The following is a 22,144-nucleotide window of genomic DNA, read 5'->3' on the forward strand; positions in this document are numbered from 1 at the left end:
AGTTCCATGCGGCGGGATCGGCATGAGAGAGCAATTGCTTCAGAGCTTCCTGCTGCAAAAAACCCGCATCCCAGCCTATTTTTTCGGCAGCACGGCAGAGTTCCCAAGCCAAACGAGTTTTGCCGCTGCCTCCGGGTGCGGTGATAACCTGCACACTGATTCCCGCTCCCTGCAGCCAGTTGCGCAGTGTGTTCAAAATCTCTTCGCGACCAAGCAAGGGAATATGCGTGTAGCGGGGATCCATCCACTCCCGGTCAGTCGTAGGAGGCTTGCTGTCTACTGGTTTTGGCCGTTGCAGGCGGGGCGCATGCAGTGCTGCGTGCGGCCAGATCTTTTGAAATTCAGTCTCTCCAAAGCTGCGAATGGCAATCTTCGGATTTTCTTTTTTTAAGCGTTTGAGTTCCGCGATGGCCTTGGTAGGCAGTCCATCCACCAGATTATGCACAAAGCTCCAGCGTTGCATAAGAAGGGTAGACTCTTTGGCTTTTGCAAAGTCTTCCCGTATTTTTCTACACAGATAATCGACAGTTGTTCGTCCTCCCAGAGCGCCATAACAGGCAAAGATCTCTTGCTTTGAAGAGAGATAGCCGTCACACCCTTGATCACCTTCAGCGCCCATCGCACGAGCCCGCAGAAAATCAGAGCCGTGGCGATGCTCCATCAAGGCAGAAAAACGCGCCTGGAAGGCATCACCATGGAGATCACGCAGTTGTGCACGCAGCAGGGTGATTTGGGAATCTTCAGGAGGCACGCGGGCTTCTCCTCTTCGGTGTTATCCTGCATAAAGATTGGTGCCGACAAGGGCAGCGCAAGGATATATGCGCTCTGGCTTGTGGAATAAGGTGATCCTGGCAATAACTTTAGAGACTATAGCACAGCATTGTCAAGCTTCTCTTCAGAGAAGTATCGGGACGCACGCTTTTGCTCCTTTCCGCTCCGTTGCCCCATTACCTGACTGGGCAGGTCGGGCTCCGCCCTCCCAAAGAGTGCCCCTGCGGGGCACCGATTGTCGCGGCGTGCGCGAATGCTTAAGCATTCGCTTCTGGTGAAACGCCGCTAGATGCAATGGCTTTGCCCTTGCAACCCACCAGGAGGAGATAATCTCCTCCTGGACCTCCATAATAGCTTTTTTGTGCCTAAATCAAATCCGCGCCGCCTCACCCGACTTCTCATGCAAATAACGCTCAGCCTCCAATGCCGCCATGCAACCAGTACCAGCAGCAGTAATCGCCTGACGAAAAGTCTTGTCTTGCACATCCCCCGCCGCATACACACCAGGCAGATTGGTGGCAGTGGAGTTCGCTTTGGTAATCAAATAACCCTGCTCGTCCTTGTCCAGTTGGTCACCAAAAATGGCAGTATTGGGATTGTGCCCAATGGCAATAAATACCCCAGTAACCTTGAGAATCTCAGTCTCCCCAGTTTTGATGTTCTTCAACCGCACACCAGAAACCCCTCCCGCTTTCGGATCTCCAAGAATCTCCTCCACAACCGAATTCCAAGCAGTATGCACCTTCGGATTGGCAAATAACCGCTCCTGCATCACCTTCTCCGCCCGCAAACTGTCACGACGATGAATCAAAGTCACTTTGCTGGCAAAGTTGGTCAAAAATAACGCCTCCTCCACAGCCGTATCACCACCACCTACTACCGCTATCTCCTGCCCACGATAAAAAAAGCCGTCACAGGTCGCACAGGCCGATACCCCATAACCACCCAATTTTTTCTCTGACTCCAAACCAAGCCAACGTGCCGAGGCGCCCGTTGCAATGATTAATGCGTCACAAGTATACACATCCCCAGAATCACAGGTTAAACGGATCGGACCACCCTGGCGTCGCTCGGCAGTCAAATCAGCTTGCACAACCAGATCAGAGATGATTTGTGTGCCAAAACGACGCGCCTGCGCCTCCATTTTTTGCATCAGTTCTGGACCTTGAATACCCTCTTCAAAGCCTGGAAAATTATCCACTTCTGTGGTAACAGTCAATTGCCCGCCCGGCTGCATGCCTTGGATAAGGATCGGGTTGAGATTGGCTCGGCCGGTATAAATGGCTGCCGTGTAACCCGCCGGTCCGGAACCTAAGATAATAAGAGAATTATGCGTTTCCGTGGCCACGGTTTGTTCTCCATAATTGAGATTCAGTGAAAGATGGGGCGTACCAAAAATTGCTGCAGTGCCCCTGTTTATCACAGGATATAAGGATAGCCTGAGCGATGCACGGCATTATTTTGCTTGCCCTGGAAGATTATCAACTGCTCCATGGTGGCGCAGACTCCTGGCGGGAGGTGTGGCAATTGGCCAACCGGCAGCAACAACCATTGGCTGCCGATCGCCTCTACCCCGACCAATTGGCCCAAGATCTCCTGCATGCAGCAGCACGCCAACAAAAAATTCCCTTTAATGCCTTCCTGGAGGCCTTTGGCCGCCACCTAAGTGTCGGCCTGCTCTCCCTGGGGCGCACTATGGGCCTGCTGCGTCCAGAGTGGCGGACCCTGGATATTCTCGAACATTTGAATAAAGAGATTTTTGCCCACTTTCACTTTCCAGAAGGAGTCGGCAAAACACCACAAATTCGCGCCTATCGCTTGAAATATGGCGAAGTCTCTGCCGTCTATCCCTCGGAACGTAAATGGTGTGGACTCTTCAAAGGCATCGTCTTGGGCTGTGCGCAACATTTTCATGAAACCATTCGCATCCAGGAACGACTCTGCATGTGGGATGGCGCACCCCTTTGCCGCCTTTCCATTCTGTTGCTGGATCCCACTCTGCAACAACAGGTGGAAATAGGCCGCGAATTTCAAATGGTCCATGATCGGATCCAGGAAATCCGCTTTTTTAATCAGTTTGAAGGTATACCCCTGGTGCATCCTGGATTGGTCCTGCGCTACAGCCAGCAAGAGGTGATGGTGCAAATTCATCCGCAATCGCTCTGTGCCATGCAAGAAGAAGGAGTAACCTATCTGGCCCTGCCACACCTGCCCCTGGGGCTCAAAGCAGAGGTCAAACAGCTTCAGTGGCAGCAGGGAACCGCTCTGTTGCACAATATTATACCTACCGATGGTCCCATCGGTCGCAGAGTCGCCCAGCGCGTGGCCAGCAACAGCTCAGTGATGGTGGCGTTTCAAATCGAACAGCAAACTTTTCGCGGCTGGTTGGCCAATCTCTCCATAACCGGTATCGCCATCGTGCTGCGCAGCGATCCCCAACTCAAAGAGATCTCACCCTATACCCCCATTCAAATGCAGTTTGCACTGCCCGCCAGCACTCTGGATCCCGCTGACGATAGCGCCGAAAGCGATTATCCCCTGCAGTGCGATGGCAATATTCTGCATATCGATGAACGTGACGGGCGTCATCGAATCCGCATCCTCTTTCGTCCCTTGAGCGTCAACGATACCCGCAGGCTTGTGGCCTATTACCAGGAACGAGAACAATCTGCCCTGCATGCCTTGCAGACAAAAATTGCGATAACACGCAAGCAATTGTTTGATTTATAAGTGTTTTGCCTGAATACAGGCAGCCATTTCCTCCGCCATCACTCCTCTCTTCTTGCCCTGCCTGTTTTTTTCCAGAATTGGCTCATCTTTTGCTCATTTCTGCACCAGAGCAAATTGATCATCACGGGCAGCAAATCCCGGATGAACAATAGGGCTGTTGTTTTTCTTTTCAGCACTTTACGGCAGAATATTGGGGGATAACTTAAGATGTCCAAATACCTGGCAAGTGTCAAATATCGTTGGCAACCGCAAGATGCCTTGCTTCGGTTTTTGTCTTTTGTCTGTGTAGGCGGCACTTATGGATTAATCATTATCTCTTTGGTCCAGGCATATATTTTAATAACCTGGCTCAAAACCTATTAATAACAGGATGATGCTGAAGCTGCAGGCACTCAGCTCGGAGCCCGAGCCAGCAGGGACAAAGCTCCGTAGAGTGCGCGCAGATGGGGTACCTCGACAGAACAGCGCTGGGCAGCACGCAGGGCATTGCCCAGGATAGCCTCCACCTCCATGGGGCGTCCGGCCAGATAATCCAGTAGCATACTGGTTTTATAGGGTTTCATTTTGCGTGTGGCAGCCAGATTGCGTTCCACCACATCATCCGGCAACGGATACCCGGCAGCATCGGCAATTTGACAGACTTCGTGCATGACTCGTGCTGCCAAATCGGCGGTGGCTGGATTCTCCAAAATCTCCTGAGTGGTGGCGCGACCCAGGACGGAGAGGGGGTTGAAAGCGGCGTTCCAGACCAGTTTTTTCCAGCGCTCTTTACCGATCTGCTCGCTTACCGTGCAGGCAGTGCCAACAGAGGTAAAAAGTTGTGCCAACTGTTGTGCAGCCGCCGAGGCGCCATGGGGATAGCGTCCAATCGCCAGGTGTCCATAACAGGTATGGCTGATGCGACCCGGGGCGGTGCGCGAGAGACAGACAAATGCCAGGCCACTCAATATTTCATTCTGCGCAAACGCTTCCGCGATGCTCTGTTCGCATTCAATCCCATTCTGCAACAAAAGGATCACACTTTTTTGCGCAACTGCCGGGGCGATGATGGCGGCGGTGTCGATTTCTGCAAGCACTTTGAGTGCAACCACTATATAATCAGGGGCAGGCTCTAGCGGTTCGACCTGGCGCAAAACCGCCGCCGGACGAAAATGGCTCTGCCCCTCCAGGCCATCGATATGGATACCTTGTTCTTGAACAAGAGCATAGTCTGAGCGCTGCACAGTCGAAACAATTGCACCCGCTTTGGCCAGTTGGGCGCCATAATAACCACCGACAGCTCCGCTGCCCACAACCAGAATATGCGGAGGTTGCAAAGTGCTGTCGGCTGCGCTGGGTCTCTCTGATGTGTGCATACTCTTTAACCTGTTGCGGAGTAAAAGTGATGAAAAGAGCAGTCAAATTGTGGACCTTGGTTATGGCCATGGCTGTGGCGGTACCGGTTATGGCCGCCGATGCCGAAAGAGGCCATATGCTGCATGAGCAAAGCTGCTTGAGTGGTTGTCATGCCAGTCGCGTCCAAGGTCATCCGAATGATATCTATACCCGCAAAGGGCGCAAGGATACACTGGAAAAAGTGCAGGCACAGGTGGCATTTTGTAACCAACAGGTGCTCAATACCTTGTGGTGGCCCGAAGATGAAGCAAATGTCGTGGCCTATTTGAATAACACCTTTTATAAATTCAAATAGGCCACGAGGCGCGCCTATTCTGCCTCTTGCAGTTGATAGCCATGTGACTGCTGCTGTTGCACTTTTTGTTTGAGCGCAAAAAAACGCTGAATGAATTGTGCCACTCCCGCAGCATCCTCCAGGGCAAAGCAGGGCAGATCGGTTTTGATCTCTGGATCATCGGTTACCAGGGCTACCACATTGTGCAGCTCTTGGTGCAGGCTGGGAGAGCCACTGGCCAGGCGGTGCACGACAATTTTGGGTTGCTGCTCATTTTTGTAGCCTTCCACCAGAATCAGATCATGGTTCAGGAGAAAGTGCACCTGCTCATCCAACGAAAGTTCCGGTTGATCACGCAGCTCCTGAATCATAAACCAACGTTCGCGGGCGGCAAAGAGGACGGTTGCCGCTCCGGCCTGGCGAAAGCGATAGGTATCCTTGCCGGGCATATCGGGATCGGCGGGATGATGGCCATGTTTGATGGCGGCAATACGCAAGCCAGCTTGTGCCAGTTCGCTGATGACCGCTGCCATCAAGGTGGTCTTTCCGGTACCGCTGGCCGCTGAAAAGCCGATGACCGGGATGGGAAAGGGGTTGCTGGTTGCAGTCAGAGTCGGGCTGCCACCGCTCACCGGAGGAAAAATGGCCACCTCATCCTGGTCGGAGAGGGGATCGTTGGCTGTCGCATAGCGCTGGTTGACGGCGACCCTTAGTTGGCTGTCGGCCAGCAATGAATGATAGGGTTCCCCTTTATCACGCAAATATGCTATCAGTTGCGCCACGGTCTGAACCGTGCCGGGGAGGGTGATGCGCTCTTCTGGGGTACCAATCTTTTCCCGCACCCAGGCAAAATAGAGTATCCGTGCCAATTTGTTTGTATCCTGTCTGCTTTTCAGCCCAATCTGTGGCAAAACAACCCAAGGAGAAGTGTGTGACTCTAGCAGAAAATCATTCTCAATTGAAGGAGTCTCAGGAGGAGAGCTTGAGCATCCTCTTTGTTGGCGATTTATTTGGCAAAGCAGGGCGCAAGGCGTTGGAGCAGCATTTGCCACGCTTGCGCCAAGCCTATCCGCTGGAGATGGTGATAGTGAATGGTGAAAACAGTGCCGGTGGCATAGGGATCACCCCGGCTATTGCCAATGAGCTGTTTCAAGCGGGTATTGATGTGATCACCTCTGGAAATCATATCTGGAAATATAAAGAGATTTTTGCCTATATGGAGAGCACCAATCGTCTGCTGCGTCCGCTTAATTATCCGCCGGGCGCCCCAGGCAAAGGCTTTGTGATCTATACGACCAGCAATCGACGACGGGTGGCGGTGCTCAATCTGGCCGGACGGGTATTTATGGATCCTCTGGATTGCCCCTTTCAGGCGGCGGATCGGTTTTTGGACAAGGTGCGTTTGGGGCGGGATGTGGATGCGATTGTGGTGGATATGCACGCTGAGGCCAGTTCTGAAAAAGGGGCGATGGGCTATTATCTGGATGGCAGAGTTTCCGCCATTTTGGGCACTCACACCCATATTCCGACTGCCGATCAGCAGATTCTCCCGCATGGCAGCGCCTTTCAGACCGATGTGGGGATGACCGGTTGTTATCGTTCGGTGATCGGCATGAAGGGAGAGAGCGTTATGCCGCGCTTTTTGCGCCAGATGCCTACCCATTTTGAACAGGCAACAGATGAGGGGAGCTTGTGCGCGACAGTGTTGACCCTCTCCTTGAAGGATGGTCTCTGTCGGCGAATTCAGCCGGTTCGTTTAGGGGGCAGCTTGTCTGAGACCCCTTTGCCCATACGCTAAAACAGCATGCCTGCAACTGTTACAGAAACGGTTTTGACTCTTTGTCTGAGGCTCTTTCACCAGTATCTCATAGCAGAAAATTGATGCGTGCACTACTCTTTAACGGTCAGCAGTTGCAGCTTGGCACTGCCCATCCGCTGCCACAGCCGACAGCTCAGGAAGCGCTGTTACGGATACGATTGGCAGGGATATGTGCCACTGATTTGGCAATTTTGCGCGGCTATAAGGGATTTACGGGGGTATTGGGTCATGAATTTGTCGCAGAGGTGGTTGCCTGTGCCGATCCCTCCTGGTTGCAGGCGCGGGTGGTCGGGGAGATCAACTGTGGTTGTGGGAGCTGCAGCTTTTGTGCACGGGGCAACGGCAACCACTGTCTGAGCAGGAGAGTGGTGGGGATTCAGGGTCGTGATGGCATGTTTGCGCAATATGCCTGTTTGCCGGTTGCCAATTTACATCGTCTCCCGGACTCGCTGAGCGACCAGCAGGCGGTTTTTACTGAGCCTTTGGCGGCAGCATTACGCATTACCGAACAGATTACCCTGGCTGCAGGCGAGCCGGTGGCCATAGTGGGCGATGGACGGTTGGGGATATTGGTGGCTCATGTTTTGGCCCATCAGGGTTGTGCTGACCTTTATATGGTGGGTCATCATCCCGAGCATTTCTCCTTGTGGCCCGCTTCGCTCAAGGGACACTGGCATCCTGAGCAACTGCCAGAGGATTTTTCGTTTGCAACGATCATCGAATGCAGTGGTGCGGCGAGTGGTTGGCGCTGGGCCTTGGCCAAGGTGCAGCCGCAGGGGCGGATTGTTCTGAAAAGCACCTTTCCCGGAGGAGTGCCTGTAGAACCTGCTGATTGGGTAGTACGTGAGCTGCAGATTATCGGCTCGCGCTGCGGTCCTTTTGCTCCGGCTTTAAGCTTGTTGGAGACAGCCACGCTACCGGTCGAAAAGATGATCAGCGCCATTTATCCGCTCAGTGATGCTTTGACCGCCTTTGCCCATGCGCAGCGAAAAGGAGCTCTCAAAATCCTGCTTGCTCCTGAGGAGGAGTAGATTAACCACTATAATTATTCACCACCAAAAACAACTGCGGGTACAGGGAGGCACCTCCCTGGCCGGGTCCAGGGATGGAATCCCTGGGATTTTGTTTTTAATCTTGTAACTATTCACCACCCAAAACTATTGCGGGTCCAGGGAGGGCACCTCCCTGGCCGGGTCCAGGGATGGAATCCCTGGGATTTTATTTTTAATCTTTTGCCTTTGGCGCGCCTTTCACAACAAGCCGACGCGCTTTTTGCGTCGGCGCGGCGCGCCTAATGGAAGCAAGCTGTGCGGGTTGGCGCGCCTTTTTGCGCCAATGCGCACAGCATCCCCATGGGGGTAGAGCTGGCGAGCCTGCAGAAACCTGAATAATGCTAACCTTTCTTATTCTCTTCAGGGATCTGCGCATAAAAAGCAATACAATCGAGCAGTTGTTTTTTGCGGATCGGTTTGGTCAAATAGGCATTGCAACCAGCCTGTTTGCTGCGTTCTGCCTCTCCTTCCAAGGCGTGGGCGGTAAAGGCGATGATGGGAATGGGAGAGCGTTGTTGTTCGGCCTCCCAACGGCGCAGCAAGGCAGTGGCTGTATAGCCATCCATGACAGGCATTTGCACATCCATGATCAGCAGATCGATGGCTTGTTGTTGGGCCACCTCTACCGCCTCTGCTCCATTGTTGGCAAGCAGCAAACGATGGGGGCTTTGTTGGAGAAATGCCTGCACCAGCAGTTGATTATCTTCTGAATCTTCGGCCAAAAGGATGGTGAGTGTTCGTTGTTTGCTCTGTGTTGGCGGATGCTCTGCAGTGTGAGGGGGTGGTGCGAGAGGCTGGGCTGTTTGCAGAGGCAGCAGGATGTAAAAGGTGGTGCCCACCCCCAGAGTGCTCTGCACGCGGATGGATCCGCCCAACAAGGCAACCAATTTTTGGGTGATGCTCAACCCCAGGCCGGTTCCCCCATAGCGGCGGGTAATGCCGGAGTCGGCCTGGGCAAAGCTGTCAAAAATATGTTCCCACAGCTCTTGCGCGATACCGATACCGCTATCTTGCACGGTCAACAGCAGATGCTCTGCATCCTCTTGGTGTGCCGACAAGGTGATCGTGCCCTGTTCGGTAAATTTGATGGCATTGCTTAAAAGATTGAATAAAATCTGCCGCAGCCGCAAACGATCACTGACAATCCAACGGGGCAAAGTGGCCTCGACCGTACAGTGCAAGGATAACCCTTTGCCCGCTGCCACTCCTTGCAGCAAATCGCTCAACTCCTGCAACAGCTCCGCAAGGGCTACCGCTTCGCTGACAATCTGCATGCGTCCGGCTTCAATTTTGGCCAGATCGAGAATATTGTTGATCAACTCCAAGAGCGTTTGACCAGCATTTTGTTGTTTGCGCACATACTCTTGCTGTTGGCCATCCAGTGCGGTTTCCATGAGCAGATCACCCATGCCGATAACCACATTCATTGGGGTACGAATTTCATGACTCATGGCGGCGAGAAACTCACTTTTTGCCTGACTGGCCGCTTCGGCGGAGAGTTTAGCCTGATACAGATCGGCTTCCATCTGTTTGCGTTCGGAAATATCCAGGCCCATGCCGATCAACAGCGCTTCCCCATCCAAAAGCAGGCGATGGCCGACAAAATAGTAGGGCAGAGAGGAGCCGTTGCGATGGCAGATAGCCGCTTCGGCGCTGGCAAAACCCTGTTGAAAAACCGCTTGGATGCGTGATTGAATCAGCTTTTGCTCTTCTCCTTGAAAAAGATCCAGAGGGGAGGTGGAGGCCATCTCTGCATGTGTTAAGCCAGTTACCTCTTCGAGAGCTTTGTTCCACATGCGAAAACGGCCTTGGCTATCGATCAGATAAAAGGCACCGGGCAAAGAGTTGATCATTTGCCGAACAAAATCGCGTTCTTGCAGTAGAGCATCCCTGCTTTCCTGGCGCTCTTTGGTAATGGCGCGATGCCGTTTTTGATAGAACCAGAGAGCCAGACCAAGCAGAAGAGACATCAAAGCCAGGATCCCCATTTGTAAAGCAAACTGTTTTTTTAACGGGGCGTTGAGTTCGGGCAAGAGACGGCTGGTGACCACAATCAAGGGATGGTCCAGGGGCAGAGCTTCGGAACGGATGGTGCGAAAAACGGCCAGACGATTTTCCTGCAACGAAGTCGAATAGCCAGAAAAGAGAGTTTCATCATTACCGCTGGCCAGATGTTGGCTAAAAAAGCTGCCGGGATGCTGCAGTTCTTTCCCGGAAAGTTCCAATTTACCGGGTTCGCTGAGGTAGAGGGTGCCCTTTTCATGGATAATGGTACTCAACATATCGGGGGCATAGAGAACCGAGAGCAGGAGAGTCCGAAAATAGCTGGGGTCGAGGGTACCACTGATTATGCCGTCAAACTCTCCGTTACTGGTTTGTACAGAGATGCTTAAGTTCATTGCCCAGGTGCCGGAACGGGTAATAAAAGGGGGTGATAATGACAACTGCAATGGGTTATTGGCCAGCCTGTTTTTTTGAAAATAGGCGCGTGTGGCAAAGGTGATACCCAGCAGTTCGCTGCGGTTGGAGGCGATAATCATCCCCTCCTTGTTATAGATGCTGAGAGTGCGCACTCCGGGCATGGCTTGGCATAACAGCGTCAGATGATGATTCAAATTATTTTGCCATTCAGCCATTTGCAGATGTTGCGGCAGTTCGCTGCGCAGCTTTTGCAAGACCGAATAGAGTGATTCCATTTGTCGAACCAGGTTATGATCGACCACTTTGGCTTGCGTGGCCAAGCGATTTTTTTCCCGAAAATGCAGCTCTTGAAACTGCTGTTCAAAGATCAGCCAGACAGCAGCGCAGAGGGTCAGCAGGGCCAGAATCAGCAGGGTCCATTGTGCCGAATAGCGATCGAGCGCAGGTATCCGCAGCCATTGCCTGGATAATTGCAGAGGTGACGCTGGAAAAGATGAAAAAACAAACGCCAAAGCACGCTCCATGACTTGCCAGTGATGATGTGCAAGAGAGGCCAGTGTAACCTGTTTGGCCGAAGAATAAAAGGCAAAACAGGTTCTATCGTGCTGTATTTCTTATATTATTTAATTTGCAGCAGAAGAAGAGTACAGCAGTATGGGGATAGCAGCAGCTCCGGGAGGGAGCAACTCTTCTATTATTTAATTTGGTAACTATTCAGATTCGTGCTGGCTCGCCAGCTCTCCCCCCATGGGGATGCTGTGCGCATTGGCGCAAAAAGGCGCGCCAATGCGCACAGCTTGCTTCCATTAGGCGCGCCGCGCCGACGCAAAAAGCGCGTCGGCTTGTTGTGAAAGGCGCGCCAAAGGCAAAAGATTAAAAACAAAATCCCAGGGATTCCCTCCCTGGACCCGGCCAGGGAGGTGCCCTCCCTGGACCCGCAATAGTTTTGGGTGGTGAATAGTCACTTAATTTGCACCAGCAGAAAAGTACAGCAGGAGGGGGATAGCAGCAGCTCCAGGAGGGAGCACAACTATCTCCTGGAGCTTTTTGAGCCATCTTCTCCGAACCATACTGGCATGCGCTGGGAGCAAGTTGCTGCAGAGCGCGTTGGTGTCTAGATCGGGGAGTCATCCGCCAAGCGCAGCGGCCTGGCGGATGAGTTGCCGAGAGGTCGGATCTTGGTTTAGTCGCGGCTGACGCAGAGGGCGATACCCATACCGCCACCGATGCAGAGGGTTGCCAGACCTTTACGGGCTTGCCGACGTTTCATTTCGTAGAGGAGGGTGACCAGGACGCGGGCACCGGAAGCGCCGACCGGATGGCCGAGGGCAATAGCGCCACCGTTGACATTCACTTTCGACAAATCCCACCCCATATCTTTATTGACTGCCATGGCTTGTGCGGCAAAGGCTTCGTTGGCTTCGATGAGCTCCAAGTCATCGATAGTCCAACCAGCTTTGGCGAGAGCTTTACGGCTGGAGGGGATAGGACCGGTACCCATGATGGCAGGATCGACGCCGCAGGAGGCCCAGGAGACGATGCGGGCCAAGGGGGTGATTCCGCGTTTGGCGGCGTTGGCGGCGCTCATCAAGACCAGGGCGGCGCCGCCATCATTGATACCGGAGGCATTACCGGCGGTAACGGTACCCTCTTTATCGAAGGCGGGGCGTAATTTTGCCAAGGATTCGGCGGTGGTACCATGTTTGGGATGTTCATCGGTATCGACGATCAAATCGCCTTTTTTGCTGGGGATGACCACCGGCACGATCTCTTCGCGGAAGACACCGGCTTTTTGTGCGGCTTCGGCTTTTTGTTGCGAGTGGGCGGCGAAGGCATCTTGTTCGGCGCGGGTGAGGCCCCATTTTTTCGCAATATTTTCTGCGGTATTGCCCATATGGTAGTTGTGGAAGGCATCGGTCAGGGCATCTTTGATCATGCTATCGACCATTTCGGCGTTGCCCATTTTGGTACCGTTACGCAGGTGCAGCAGATGGGGCGCTTGGCTCATGCTTTCCTGGCCGCCGGCGACGATGATTTCGGCATCGCCCATAGCGATGGATTGGAAGCCATTGACCACGGCGCGCAGACCGGAGCCGCAGAGTTGGTTGATGGCATAGGCGGTTTTTTCGGCGGGGATACCGGCGTTGACGGCGGCTTGGCGCGCGGCATTTTGGCCGACGCCGGCGGTCAAGATTTGACCCATCACCACTTCATCCACATCGCCTGGGGCGACGCCGGCCCGTTTCAGCGCTTCGACGATGGCGATTTCTCCCAATTTGGCAGCGGACAGGCTGCTCAGACCACCGGAAAAGGCACCAACGGCTGTACGTGCTGCACTGGCAATGACAATCTCGGTCATGATAGCAAACTCCTCATCGATTCAGTCAAATGGATTAAATACAAGATGTTGAGGGCGTTCAATATGCGGAGAATAGATGTTTCCTCATCCGCCTATTGTGGGAAAAAGAATACCGGCATGGCATAACGCATTGAAAATGTTATGTTTGCCTCCATTCAATTTCACTATTTGATAATTTTCTTATTTTCTTAATTGCTGATTTACTGTAGCGACAGTTTATCAACAATATAGGGTGAAGACACTAGCACGACTGCCCATTTCTGGCAACCCTCCTTTAACGCATTTAATACAGCGATGTTGTCGGATAGCAAATGGCAAGCGAAGGTGAACGGGTGAAGAGGGGGAGGTGACAAGGGAGAACGACGGCATGGCGATAAGGCAGAGAGGCGGAGGTGACTAAAGTAGAGCAATGGTTTGGCGAGCAACAGACGATGCACTTCTCGCCGTTAGCGGCTCTGTCATTGTTCTCAAGTTTGCATTGAATACGTGTTGTAATCAGATGGAAGAGGATGTAGAGTTTGCTGTCGGAAAGTTGGTTGCTTGCTATCTGAATGTTGTGCGGGATGTTGCCTGGTGGGTAACCTCTCTGTATGATTTTGCATATTTTAGTCGTCATCATGGGAGATCCCTGTCATGCCCGATCAAGAGCCCCTCTTGTCCGCCGAGCAAGAACTTAAAGCATTTATAGAGCGTTATGAATCACTGATTGCCAAAAACAGTGATCCTGAGCTGAGGCGAGAAAACAAAAAAGCGGGTCAATGTTGGCAAGGGGTGGATTATGCCGACTGTTTCATCAAGGAGCCGGTCAACTGGTTGTATCCAGATGGCAGGGAGGAGACTTGGGCCTATGAGTTGATGTTCAAAGGACCAAGGGGTCAACGGGCTGGAGCGTTACTGAAAGGTGTGGATCTGGAACAGGCTTCAAACAAGGAAAATTATTTTCTTTTAGAGCAGATAGATCTGTTACGGAAACTTGATAAAATATTCTTGTACAGTTTGAGTCAGGCTATAATCCAGAAATTACTCAAGGAGGATCAGCAGGCGATCTATTCCATCAATCTCTCGCTGGCAATTTTGGTGGAGCAGAGCAACTGGTTGAGCAATTTTTTGGGCGATTTGCAGGTCAAATTGCGTGCACAGGATCATTTGTCGCGTGTCATTATTGAACTGCCGGAATATGATGAGAGTATGCTCAAACATTTACAGGTGGATCAGACAACGGTGCTGCGTATTCTGGAGTTTATGAGTCAATCGCAGCTTCATTATGCGGTTGATGATGCCTTTTCAAAAGGATTTATGCACATTCCTGCACTTCGTGCCATGGGTTCACGGATCCGATGGGTGAAGATGGATTGGTCGTATATGCAAAAAACGATCAGAGATGCGCGTACCACCTTTCAGGCAATTTTTGCCAATGAATTACAACAAAATATGGTTTTTGTAGTCGAAGGTGTGGAAAACGATATATTCAAAAATCAACTTGCAGCGATGTTGCGCGAGGAGAAGCTGGAAAGGGTTGCCATTCAGGGGCATGATGTTGGATTCAGCAAATCAGCTAATGCCAGAGCGAAGCGTGCATCAAATACGACCGCTTCTGCACAAAAAACTATACCCAAGCAAAAGCCAGCCTCTACTATCTCTCCTACCCAAGCAGATACGATCCAACCATCTGCAGTTTCTGAAGCGTCGGCGATAGAACAATTTACTCGTGAAAGCGATAAACTTTATCAAAAGTTGAAAAACAAGATTGTGGAAACCATAGAGAGTTCTTACAATGTGATCATGTTTTTGACAAAACAGTTGCTCAATGATGAGTTAGAGAGACATCCTCATCCTGAACGTCATTTGTCACAACTTATTACTGATAAATTGCTTAATAAAGATTATATTGAAGTCAAAGATATTCTTAAGGGTGGTCATGAGCAATTGAAGCGTAGCAGTCCTGATGATGTCCAAAAAATAAAGGAAATAGCTCGTTTGACCTTGCCATGGTTGTATGTGTTAAGTGGAGCTAAACACCTGCTAGACAAGGGAGATCAAGGGATTTTGTTGGATGTTTTGAGCATTCCCGCAGGTATCGATTCAATGGCGGCGTTAATCATGGCTGGGATCGATCGCAGGGAGGTGGAGTGGAGAGAAAAAAATAATTTTCCCATGGATAAAAATCAGATTTCTTTGCATTTGCTGCCGGAAGAGGGAATGAACGCCGATGTGGTTGACGTAATGCGTAAGGATCTGTACATAAGAATTGGCATTCCCTCCCGGATAAAGAGTAAGGATGATCAAATTAAATCGATCAATATTCAGATGGCGCATGATTTTGCTGAACAAGGAAAAAGATATTTTTTGATTTGCGATTCTGCCCCGACTAAAAAAGAGGAGTTGGAACTCCATAATGCCCGTATACAGGCCATTTGTAAACATTTTCCTATTCTGGCAGTGGTAGAGCTTGATGACAATTTATGGCCACGTGATCAAATACGTTTCAATGAAATTAGTGAGTTGTTGGTTTAGGAGGCGATATGAGTGCCCATCCCTGTATAACCTTGCCGGACGAGGATAAACTGCCGCTGCTAATCAAGTTTGCAAGCTCTGCGGGAATCAATGATCCAGTGCATTTGCTGGATCGGGAGCAGATTTTGGCTGTCAATGCCGCCATGATTGCCGGACGACCGCTTCTGGTGCGTGGCGAGCCGGGAACCGGTAAGAGTCAATTGGCCAGAGCGGCGGCAAAGCTGCTCGGACGGGCTTTTATCAAACATGTCATCGATGCCCGCAGCGAATCCAGAGATCTGCTCTGGCAATTTGATGCCGTGCGTCGTTTGGCCGAAGCGCAACTGCTGGGCGCTTTGGGTGGTACGTGGGAGGAAAAAGAGACCAGAGCCCGGCAAGAGCTGGATGTCACACGTTTTGTGCAACCCGGTCCCTTGTGGTGGGCTTTTGATTGGTCGAGCGCCAGTAAGCAAGCGGCAATCGCCCATCTTGCCTCCCCAGCGCAACCCGATGGCGGCGATTGGCAAAAGGGTTGCGTGGTGCTGCTCGATGAGATCGATAAGGCCGAATCCGAGCTGCCCAACGGTCTGCTGGAGGCGTTGGGCAATCGCGAATTTACCCCTTTTGGCTGGCACCAGCCCATTCGTTCCACTACCTCCCTGCCTCTGGTGATCATTACCACCAACGAAGAGCGCAGCCTGCCGGATGCCTTCTTGCGGCGCTGTCTGGTGCTGCAACTGACACTGCCCAAGGATGGCATAGGGTTGCAACAGTTTCTCATCCGTCGCGGTCAGGCCCATTTTGGAGAACAAGGCAGGCTGGAGCTCTATCAGGAGTGTGCCAGGCTGCTCAGTCACCACCGCAGCGCAGCCCAGGAAAAACAGGTCACCCCGCTTCCCGGACAGGCTGAATATCTCGATCTGTTGCGTGCGCTGCTCGGACTGGAGAGGGAACATGACAAACGGATGGCACTCCTGGAAGAGATTGGTCGCTATACCCTGCAAAAGAATGTCGCCTGGGATGGCAGTGCCAGCGACGATGAGTCAGCATGAGTAACTCTGAACCGATAGTGCCGATGGCAGGAAGTGGCTATGCCGATCTGTTGTGCGCCCTGCACTATGGCCAGTCAGAGACTTTGGATGCGATGGCCTGGTTGTTGGGCTTTGTCAAGCTTCCTGAAAAGCAGGTGCAAGAAACCACAGGGCGCAGTGCAGCCTCCAGCAAAGCGGTGGCTGTCAGCGCGGTCACTCCTGTTCAGCAAGAGAGCACTGATTATCCCAAAAATATCCAAGATATTGCCTTCTGGGTGCCAGATTATTTTCAGGCTCGTGAAAGTCTGCAGCTTGCCGTCAAAGAAAAAAAAGAGGTTGCAGACACTCTACCCGCAAATCGACCAGCCACCCGCCTGCTTACCCCCTGGAGTCGCTTGTTGCCAAAAATGCGCCAGCGTTTTAGCGAACTGGCGGCCAGCCGTGAAGCTGATATTGACAAAATAGTGCAACGTTTTTTGCAGAGCCGTGCACTCGATCCGTTGCCGCTGCGCCAGCATCGGCGCTGGGGCAGGGGGGTGCAACTGATACTGGATCGTTCCGAGCATTTGATCCCGCTGCAGGAGGATCTGGATCAGGTGGCAATGCGTCTGGCCGGGCTCTTTGGTCCGCAGGCAGTGGAATATGCCCTGCTTCTTGATCCGCGACAGGGTCCGCAGTTGTCTACTCTCAGCGGTACCTGTCAAAAATATCGTCTGCCAGAGCCGGGAACGCTGGTGGTGGTGTTGGGAGATTTGGGGCAATTGGCCCCACACTCTGCCGAGCTGCAGCGCTATTGGCAACAGTTGGGGGAGGCTCTGCGCCGTCGTGGCTGCCGGGCCATGGCCTTGACTCCGGTGCCATTTTCCCGTTGTCAACCCGAACGGCTGCCCGCCTGGAAAATGTTGCCTCTGGCTGGGGAGCAGCGGCGTCGCCGCGCTGAGGCCAGACAGTTGACTGCTCAGGCAGAACGGCTGCTACGTTTGCTTTCTCCAGCCATTCGCATCGAACCGGGTTTGTTGCGGGCGGTGCGCTTGCTGATGGGGGCGGCAGCCGATGCGGGTACCGAGATCGATGCCTGGAACCATCCGCTGATGGCGGGACGTTCACGAGTAGCCGGGGTGCTGGATCCCCAGGAGTTGCCGCGTCTGCGTGCCGACTTTGCCCAACTGGAGCCGCTATCTTTGCAACAAAAGGTGGTGCAGACCATTCGGGATTGGCGGGCGGGGCTGAGTCCTGAGGTGTGGTATGAAGAGCTGCTGCATCTTTCCGAACAGCAACTGCCGGAGACTATCCGCCAGCGCGATCTCCTGGCAGCGCAAAATTTTTTCAAGACTCTTCCCTCTAAGCTTAAGCAGGAATCGCGGGTCACGATGTTAAGCTGGTTTCGCCGGGTAGTTTCGCGCAGCTTGCCAGAGTTTCTCCACTCGGGGGATGAAGAGCTGCAAGTGGCTTTGCAGACTCTTTATCGGGAGGCTTGTGCCGATAATCTTGAGCAAGAGTTTGTACAGGGTATGGATTTGCGTTTGTTGCCAATCGACCATGAGCAGCCCATCAATCTCTATTTGGGTCAAAGTGGCGGGGAGCTGATTGCCTCCGCAGAAAAACCAATTGGCAGCAGTCTAGGCATCTTGCGCAGCCGTCAAAATCGCCTGCAATATGGCGAGCGGCTCCAGGATAGGCTGCCCGATAATTTGCCAGCTTTTTGGCGCTCTGGTCAAGCCCCCTCCTGGGCGGACAAGTGGGGGGAAGATGAATATGGTCCCTGGGTAGAGTTTGTGGTCAAAGGGGTGCGGCAGCGGATGCGCTGGATTCCAGCAGGAAGTTTTTTGATGGGCTCGCATGAGGAGGAGCATGGTCGAGATAGTAATGAAGGTCCACAACATAAAGTGACTCTTGCCAACGGTTTTTGGATGTGGTCTACCACCTGCACGCAGGCTTTGTGGCAGGCAGTAATGGGGAGGAATCCCAGCCTCTTTCGAGGGGCTTCTCTTCCTGTAGAGCAGGTCAGTTTTCAGGATGTACAAAAATTTTTGCAGCAGATTGAGAAGATTTTGCCCGGTATCTCCTTGACTCTGCCTAATGAGGCGCAGTGGGAGTATGCCTGTCGGGCCGGGAGTATGACTCCATTCAGCTTTGGTTCCACCATCAGCACGGCAGAAGTTAACTTTGATGGTCGCAATCCCTATCTGCCACAGGATGCACAGGGAGAATATCGTGCGCGAACTGTTCCAGCAGGGAGCCTGCCAGCCAATCCTTGGGGCTTGCATGAGATGCACGGCAACCTTTGGGAGTGGTGTCAGGATGCTTGGCATAAATCGTATGCGGGGGCTCCTAATGATGGCAGCAGTTGGGAGGATCAGGCTGATGCGTCTCGTGTGCTGCGTGGAGGCTCCTGGAACGACTTCGCCCGTTTTGTGCGGGCTGCCTGCCGCAACGGCAACGAGTCGTCGGATCGCTTCGGCGACATTGGCTTTCGTTGTGCCCGAGTTCAGCCGGTGAGCCCAGCAGGCAAGCAGGAGAGCGCCGAGCCGCAGTTTGGCCGCGCAGGCCGTAGCGGCTCGGCACTGTTGGAGTTGCAGCACGCTTCTGCACAGGGTGTTGCTCATCTGCCTGTCGGAGAGCAGTTGCAGATGCAAAGCGATGTCGAGAGGTTGACTCTCTTTCGCCGCTTTAAGCCCGCCTGGACGAGTGCTATTGGTCGCGACCATTTTGGTTTGTGGGCAGAGTTGCAGCTTGGCCAGGTGCGGCAACGACTGCGCTGGATCCCTCCTGGTCGTTTTTTGATGGGATCGTCGGAGCAGGAACCGGGCAGGTTTGACAATGAAGCTCCACAACATGAGGTGACAATCTCTTCCGGTTTTTGGATCTTTGATACCCCCTGCACACAAGCATTGTGGCAGGAGGTGATGGGGAAAAATCCGAGCGAATTCAAATCAGCAGATCGGCCTGTGGAGCAGGTCAGTTTTAAGGATGTACAACAGTTTTTGCAGAAGCTTGACAAGAGGGTTCCAGCTCTTGCTCTGACTTTGCCTAGCGAGGCGCAGTGGGAGTATGCCTGCCGGGCTGGCAGCAGCACAGCCTTGTATAGTGGTGCGATAAAAATTTTGGGAGAGAATAATGCACCTGCCTTGGATACCATCGCCTGGTATGGTGGCAATAGCGGCAGGGAGTTTGATCTGACAAATGGTTGGGACACAAACAAATGGCCGGAGAAACAGTATCCTGCCGACAAGAAGGCGGGAACCCACCGCGTCGGTTTGAAACTGGCCAACTCCTGGGGCTTGTATGATATGCTGGGCAATGTTTGGGAGTGGTGCCAGGATGGTTGGCATAATACTTATGAGGGGGCTCCTGCCGATGGTAGCGCATGGAAGGGTAAGGCTGATGCGTCTCGTGTGCTGCGTGGGGGCTCATGGGTCAGTTACGCCCGTTATTTACGGGTTGCTTGCCGCGATAGCTCCAAGTCTTCGAATGGCATCAGCTACATTGGCTTTCGTTGTGTCCGAGCTCAGTGGTGAGCCAGATGAACAAACCTCTCTCGCATCCTCTGGTTTCCGGTCATCCTCCCTCCTGGGCTAGTGGTTGGGGGCAGGATGGTTATGGTATATTTGTGGAGATCATGGTGGATGAGGTGCGGCAACGACTGCGCTGGATCCCCCCCGGTCGCTTTACCATGGGTTCGCCGGAAAATGAACCGGGACGATTGGGTAATGAAGGACCGCAGCATGAGGTCATTTTTGCCTCCGGTTTTTGGATTTTTGATACACCCTGCACACAAGCGCTATGGCAGGTAGTGATGGGCAATAATCCGAGTCGTTTTCAATCTCCAGACCGGCCAGTGGAACAGGTCAGTTTTGAGGATGTGCAACAGTTTTTGCAGAGGATTGACAAGAGGGTTCCCGGCCTGACTTTGAGTCTGCCCAGCGAGGCGCAGTGGGAGTATGCCTGCCGGGCTGGCAGCAGCACTGCCTTGTATAGTGGCGAGATAAAAATTCTCGGTAAGCATAACGCCCCTGCCTTGGACACTATCGCCTGGTATGGGGGCAATAGTGGCAGGGAGTTTGATTTGGAAAATGGCTTCGATATTAGTAATTGGCTAGAAAAACAGTACTCTGACACACGGGCAGGAAGCCGCCGTGTTGCTTTGAAACAGGCCAACTCCTGGGGTTTGTATGATATGCTGGGCAATGTTTGGGAGTGGTGCCAGGATAGTTGGCATGGTTCCTATGTGAATGCTCCTGCCGATGGCAGTGTCTGGGTGAATGAGTCTGCTGTGTCTCGTGTACTGCGTGGGGGTTCTTGGTTCAACAACGCCCGTAACGAGCGGGCAGCCTGCCGAATCAGCTATGGGCCATCAATTAGCCGCAGCTACATTGGCTTTCGTTGTGCCCAAGTTCAGTGGTGAGCCAAGCAAGGGAGGGGCAGCGCCTTTTCTGCTCGGCGTCGGCACGGCAGGCGGAGCGCCGGGCTGCGCAGAGCAGAAGAGGCGCTGCCGGGAGGCAAGCTGGTTTGAGTCGGCGAAAATAGGCAGGCAAGCGGGTTTGCGTCGGCAAAAACAGACAGAAAATTCCGCGCCACAACGCAGCACAACGCCGCCCTGGGCAGGAGCGCTGTCGTGGGAGGATGAAAAATATCTTAAATAATAATAAAGTCGTACAAATGATAATAATCACCCACTCACGCATGACTCAGTGGCAAGCGTGGCAGATTGCGCAGGGTGGCGACATAGCGCGCCAGATCAAAAACATCATGATGCACCAGGATCATGAACGACTCATTGGCTACCGCAGCGCCAATCAATTGTCGGGCATCCTGATCGCTATAGCCCTGGGCACAAAGGCGCTGATAGGTCTCCTGGACCTCCGGCGGATTGCTCTTGCGCAGTTGATCATCTACCGAATCGAGTACCGCCTGGCTCGAACGTAAAAATTTATTTCTTTCCATACAGTTCTCCCCTCTGCGGAAAAGCATGTACGGCTGTTGCCACAGCATTTATTCCACTCCCCAACAACGCAATGATCCCCTTCAAAGCGGCGAAGCATGCTCCCGAATCGCCCTGCTGTCAATGGCTCTTGAAAGGGCAAAAAGGCGGAAATGCGCCAAACCTTTGCAGAGACAAAACAAACATATCGCAAAAAAATTTTGCTTGCCAAAAAGAAAAGAATGTGCTGCAAATCGTTATGACAAGGTGATATTTTATTATGACAATTGTAAAACATGTTGCCTGCTTTGCTGCTTTCTTCTTTCTCGCCAATAGGGCGCAATTTGCGCTTTTGGGGCAGCGTCGGCAACAACAAGGATCTTTGCAACCATGCGCGCACATTCCTCTTCACTGATCGATGCCGCCACCGTGCTGGCCTATCGGCAAACCGACTATTGGGTGCACACTGTTCCTCCATTTGTTCTGCATGTGGATCAATATAGTGCCGCCCTGGCTGCCCTCTATCAGCACTATCAGTTGCGCAGCGCCGCTTTTTTGAGCGTCTGCAATCCCTACAGCCAACTGTTGCCCGCAGAGGAAAATCGCTGCCGTCATGCCCAATGGAGAGCCTGGGTCAAGGAGCAGGGTTGGTGTCATTTGCCGGCCAGCGGCGTCGATCCCCAGGGTGTCTGGCCTGCCGAAGAGAGTCTGTTGCTGCTGGGCATCAGTCAAAGCACGGCAGAGAGCGTCGCCCGCCACTGGCAGCAAAATGCCTTTCTCTGGTGTGCGGCAGAGGCCATTGCCGAGTTGATTTTGCTGCGTTAAACCTTCCACTGTCGTAAAATATCTACTAACTCCTTTGTTTGCCGATCTTTTCA

16 protein-coding genes are annotated in these 22,144 nt (G+C 52.7%); 9 read left to right on the forward strand and 7 right to left on the reverse strand.

Annotated features, from left to right (window positions below):
* Both EJP87_RS04745 and trxB read right to left on the reverse strand, forming a co-directional pair.
* Positions 1 to 751 (reverse strand): ATP-binding protein (locus tag EJP87_RS04745; RefSeq protein ID WP_130470718.1); only part of this gene is annotated, 751 nt, incomplete at its 3' end.
* Positions 752 to 1,141: 390 nt separating this feature from the next.
* A complete protein-coding gene (gene trxB, locus EJP87_RS04750) occupies positions 1,142 to 2,119 on the reverse strand; it encodes a thioredoxin-disulfide reductase (RefSeq protein ID WP_130470719.1) in 978 nt (325 codons plus the stop codon).
* 98 nt (positions 2,120 to 2,217) lie between these two features.
* Here trxB and EJP87_RS04755 point away from each other — a divergent pair, with 98 nt between their 5' ends.
* On the forward strand, positions 2,218 to 3,501 hold the full coding sequence (locus tag EJP87_RS04755) for a heme NO-binding domain-containing protein (protein WP_130470720.1): 1,284 nt from the start codon (positions 2,218 to 2,220) through the stop codon (positions 3,499 to 3,501).
* Between the two features lie 392 nt (positions 3,502 to 3,893).
* Here the strand turns inward: EJP87_RS04755 and EJP87_RS04760 are convergent, their stop codons facing one another.
* A complete protein-coding gene (locus EJP87_RS04760; RefSeq protein ID WP_130470721.1) occupies positions 3,894 to 4,856 on the reverse strand; it encodes a ketopantoate reductase family protein in 963 nt (320 codons plus the stop codon).
* Positions 4,857 to 4,885: 29 nt separating this feature from the next.
* On the opposite strand from EJP87_RS04760, the gene EJP87_RS04765 reads away from it, so the two are divergent.
* Positions 4,886 to 5,191, forward strand: a complete 306-nt coding sequence (locus EJP87_RS04765) for a cytochrome c (protein WP_130470722.1) — start codon at positions 4,886 to 4,888, stop codon at positions 5,189 to 5,191.
* A gap of 14 nt (positions 5,192 to 5,205) precedes the next feature.
* Here the strand turns inward: EJP87_RS04765 and mobB are convergent, their stop codons facing one another.
* Entirely contained in the window at positions 5,206 to 6,039 is an 834-nt protein-coding gene (gene mobB, locus EJP87_RS04770) for a molybdopterin-guanine dinucleotide biosynthesis protein B (protein WP_193771142.1), read from the reverse strand.
* A 62-nt stretch (positions 6,040 to 6,101) separates the two neighbouring features.
* On the opposite strand from mobB, the gene EJP87_RS04775 reads away from it, so the two are divergent.
* Positions 6,102 to 6,968: a TIGR00282 family metallophosphoesterase gene (locus tag EJP87_RS04775; RefSeq protein WP_227657456.1), complete on the forward strand. Its 867-nt coding sequence runs from the start codon at positions 6,102 to 6,104 to the stop codon at positions 6,966 to 6,968.
* An 83-nt stretch (positions 6,969 to 7,051) separates the two neighbouring features.
* Positions 7,052 to 8,020, forward strand: a complete 969-nt coding sequence (locus EJP87_RS04780; protein WP_130470725.1) for an MDR/zinc-dependent alcohol dehydrogenase-like family protein — start codon at positions 7,052 to 7,054, stop codon at positions 8,018 to 8,020.
* A 362-nt stretch (positions 8,021 to 8,382) separates the two neighbouring features.
* Here EJP87_RS04780 and EJP87_RS04785 read toward each other — a convergent pair whose 3' ends face one another.
* Both EJP87_RS04785 and EJP87_RS04790 read right to left on the reverse strand, forming a co-directional pair.
* On the reverse strand, positions 8,383 to 10,974 hold the full coding sequence (locus EJP87_RS04785; RefSeq protein ID WP_193771143.1) for an ATP-binding protein: 2,592 nt from the start codon (positions 10,972 to 10,974) through the stop codon (positions 8,383 to 8,385).
* A 671-nt stretch (positions 10,975 to 11,645) separates the two neighbouring features.
* Complete coding sequence (locus tag EJP87_RS04790) at positions 11,646 to 12,821, reverse strand: acetyl-CoA C-acetyltransferase (RefSeq protein WP_130470727.1); 1,176 nt, start codon at positions 12,819 to 12,821, stop codon at positions 11,646 to 11,648.
* A gap of 633 nt (positions 12,822 to 13,454) precedes the next feature.
* Between EJP87_RS04790 and EJP87_RS04795 the strand changes: the two genes are divergently transcribed.
* From EJP87_RS04795 to EJP87_RS04815, 4 genes are read left to right on the forward strand one after another with little or no spacing between them, the layout of a single operon-like run.
* Positions 13,455 to 15,335: an EAL domain-containing protein gene (locus EJP87_RS04795; protein WP_130470728.1), complete on the forward strand. Its 1,881-nt coding sequence runs from the start codon at positions 13,455 to 13,457 to the stop codon at positions 15,333 to 15,335.
* Positions 15,336 to 15,343: 8 nt separating this feature from the next.
* Positions 15,344 to 16,366 carry an AAA family ATPase gene (locus tag EJP87_RS04800; RefSeq protein ID WP_130470729.1) on the forward strand — a complete coding sequence of 341 codons (1,023 nt, stop codon included), beginning with the start codon at positions 15,344 to 15,346 and terminating at the stop codon, positions 16,364 to 16,366.
* Positions 16,363 to 19,863, forward strand: coding sequence for a formylglycine-generating enzyme family protein (locus tag EJP87_RS18360; protein ID WP_227657457.1), 3,501 nt, complete (start codon positions 16,363 to 16,365; stop codon positions 19,861 to 19,863). The genes EJP87_RS04800 and EJP87_RS18360 overlap by 4 nt, the downstream gene beginning before the upstream one ends.
* Positions 19,864 to 19,868: 5 nt before the next feature.
* Entirely contained in the window at positions 19,869 to 20,750 is an 882-nt protein-coding gene (locus EJP87_RS04815) for a formylglycine-generating enzyme family protein (protein ID WP_130470730.1), read from the forward strand.
* Between the two features lie 272 nt (positions 20,751 to 21,022).
* Here the strand turns inward: EJP87_RS04815 and EJP87_RS04820 are convergent, their stop codons facing one another.
* Positions 21,023 to 21,289, reverse strand: coding sequence for a hypothetical protein (locus EJP87_RS04820; RefSeq protein ID WP_130470731.1), 267 nt, complete (start codon positions 21,287 to 21,289; stop codon positions 21,023 to 21,025).
* Positions 21,290 to 21,656: 367 nt separating this feature from the next.
* Between EJP87_RS04820 and EJP87_RS04825 the strand changes: the two genes are divergently transcribed.
* The gene (locus EJP87_RS04825) at positions 21,657 to 22,091 is read left to right on the forward strand and encodes a DUF3293 domain-containing protein (RefSeq protein ID WP_130470732.1); all 435 of its coding nucleotides are present in this window, start codon (positions 21,657 to 21,659) and stop codon (positions 22,089 to 22,091) included.
* Positions 22,092 to 22,144 lie beyond the last annotated feature (53 nt).

The sequence above is a fragment of the Candidatus Magnetaquicoccus inordinatus genome (assembly GCF_004217665.1).
Lineage (GTDB): Bacteria > Pseudomonadota > Magnetococcia > Magnetococcales > Magnetaquicoccaceae > Magnetaquicoccus > Magnetaquicoccus inordinatus.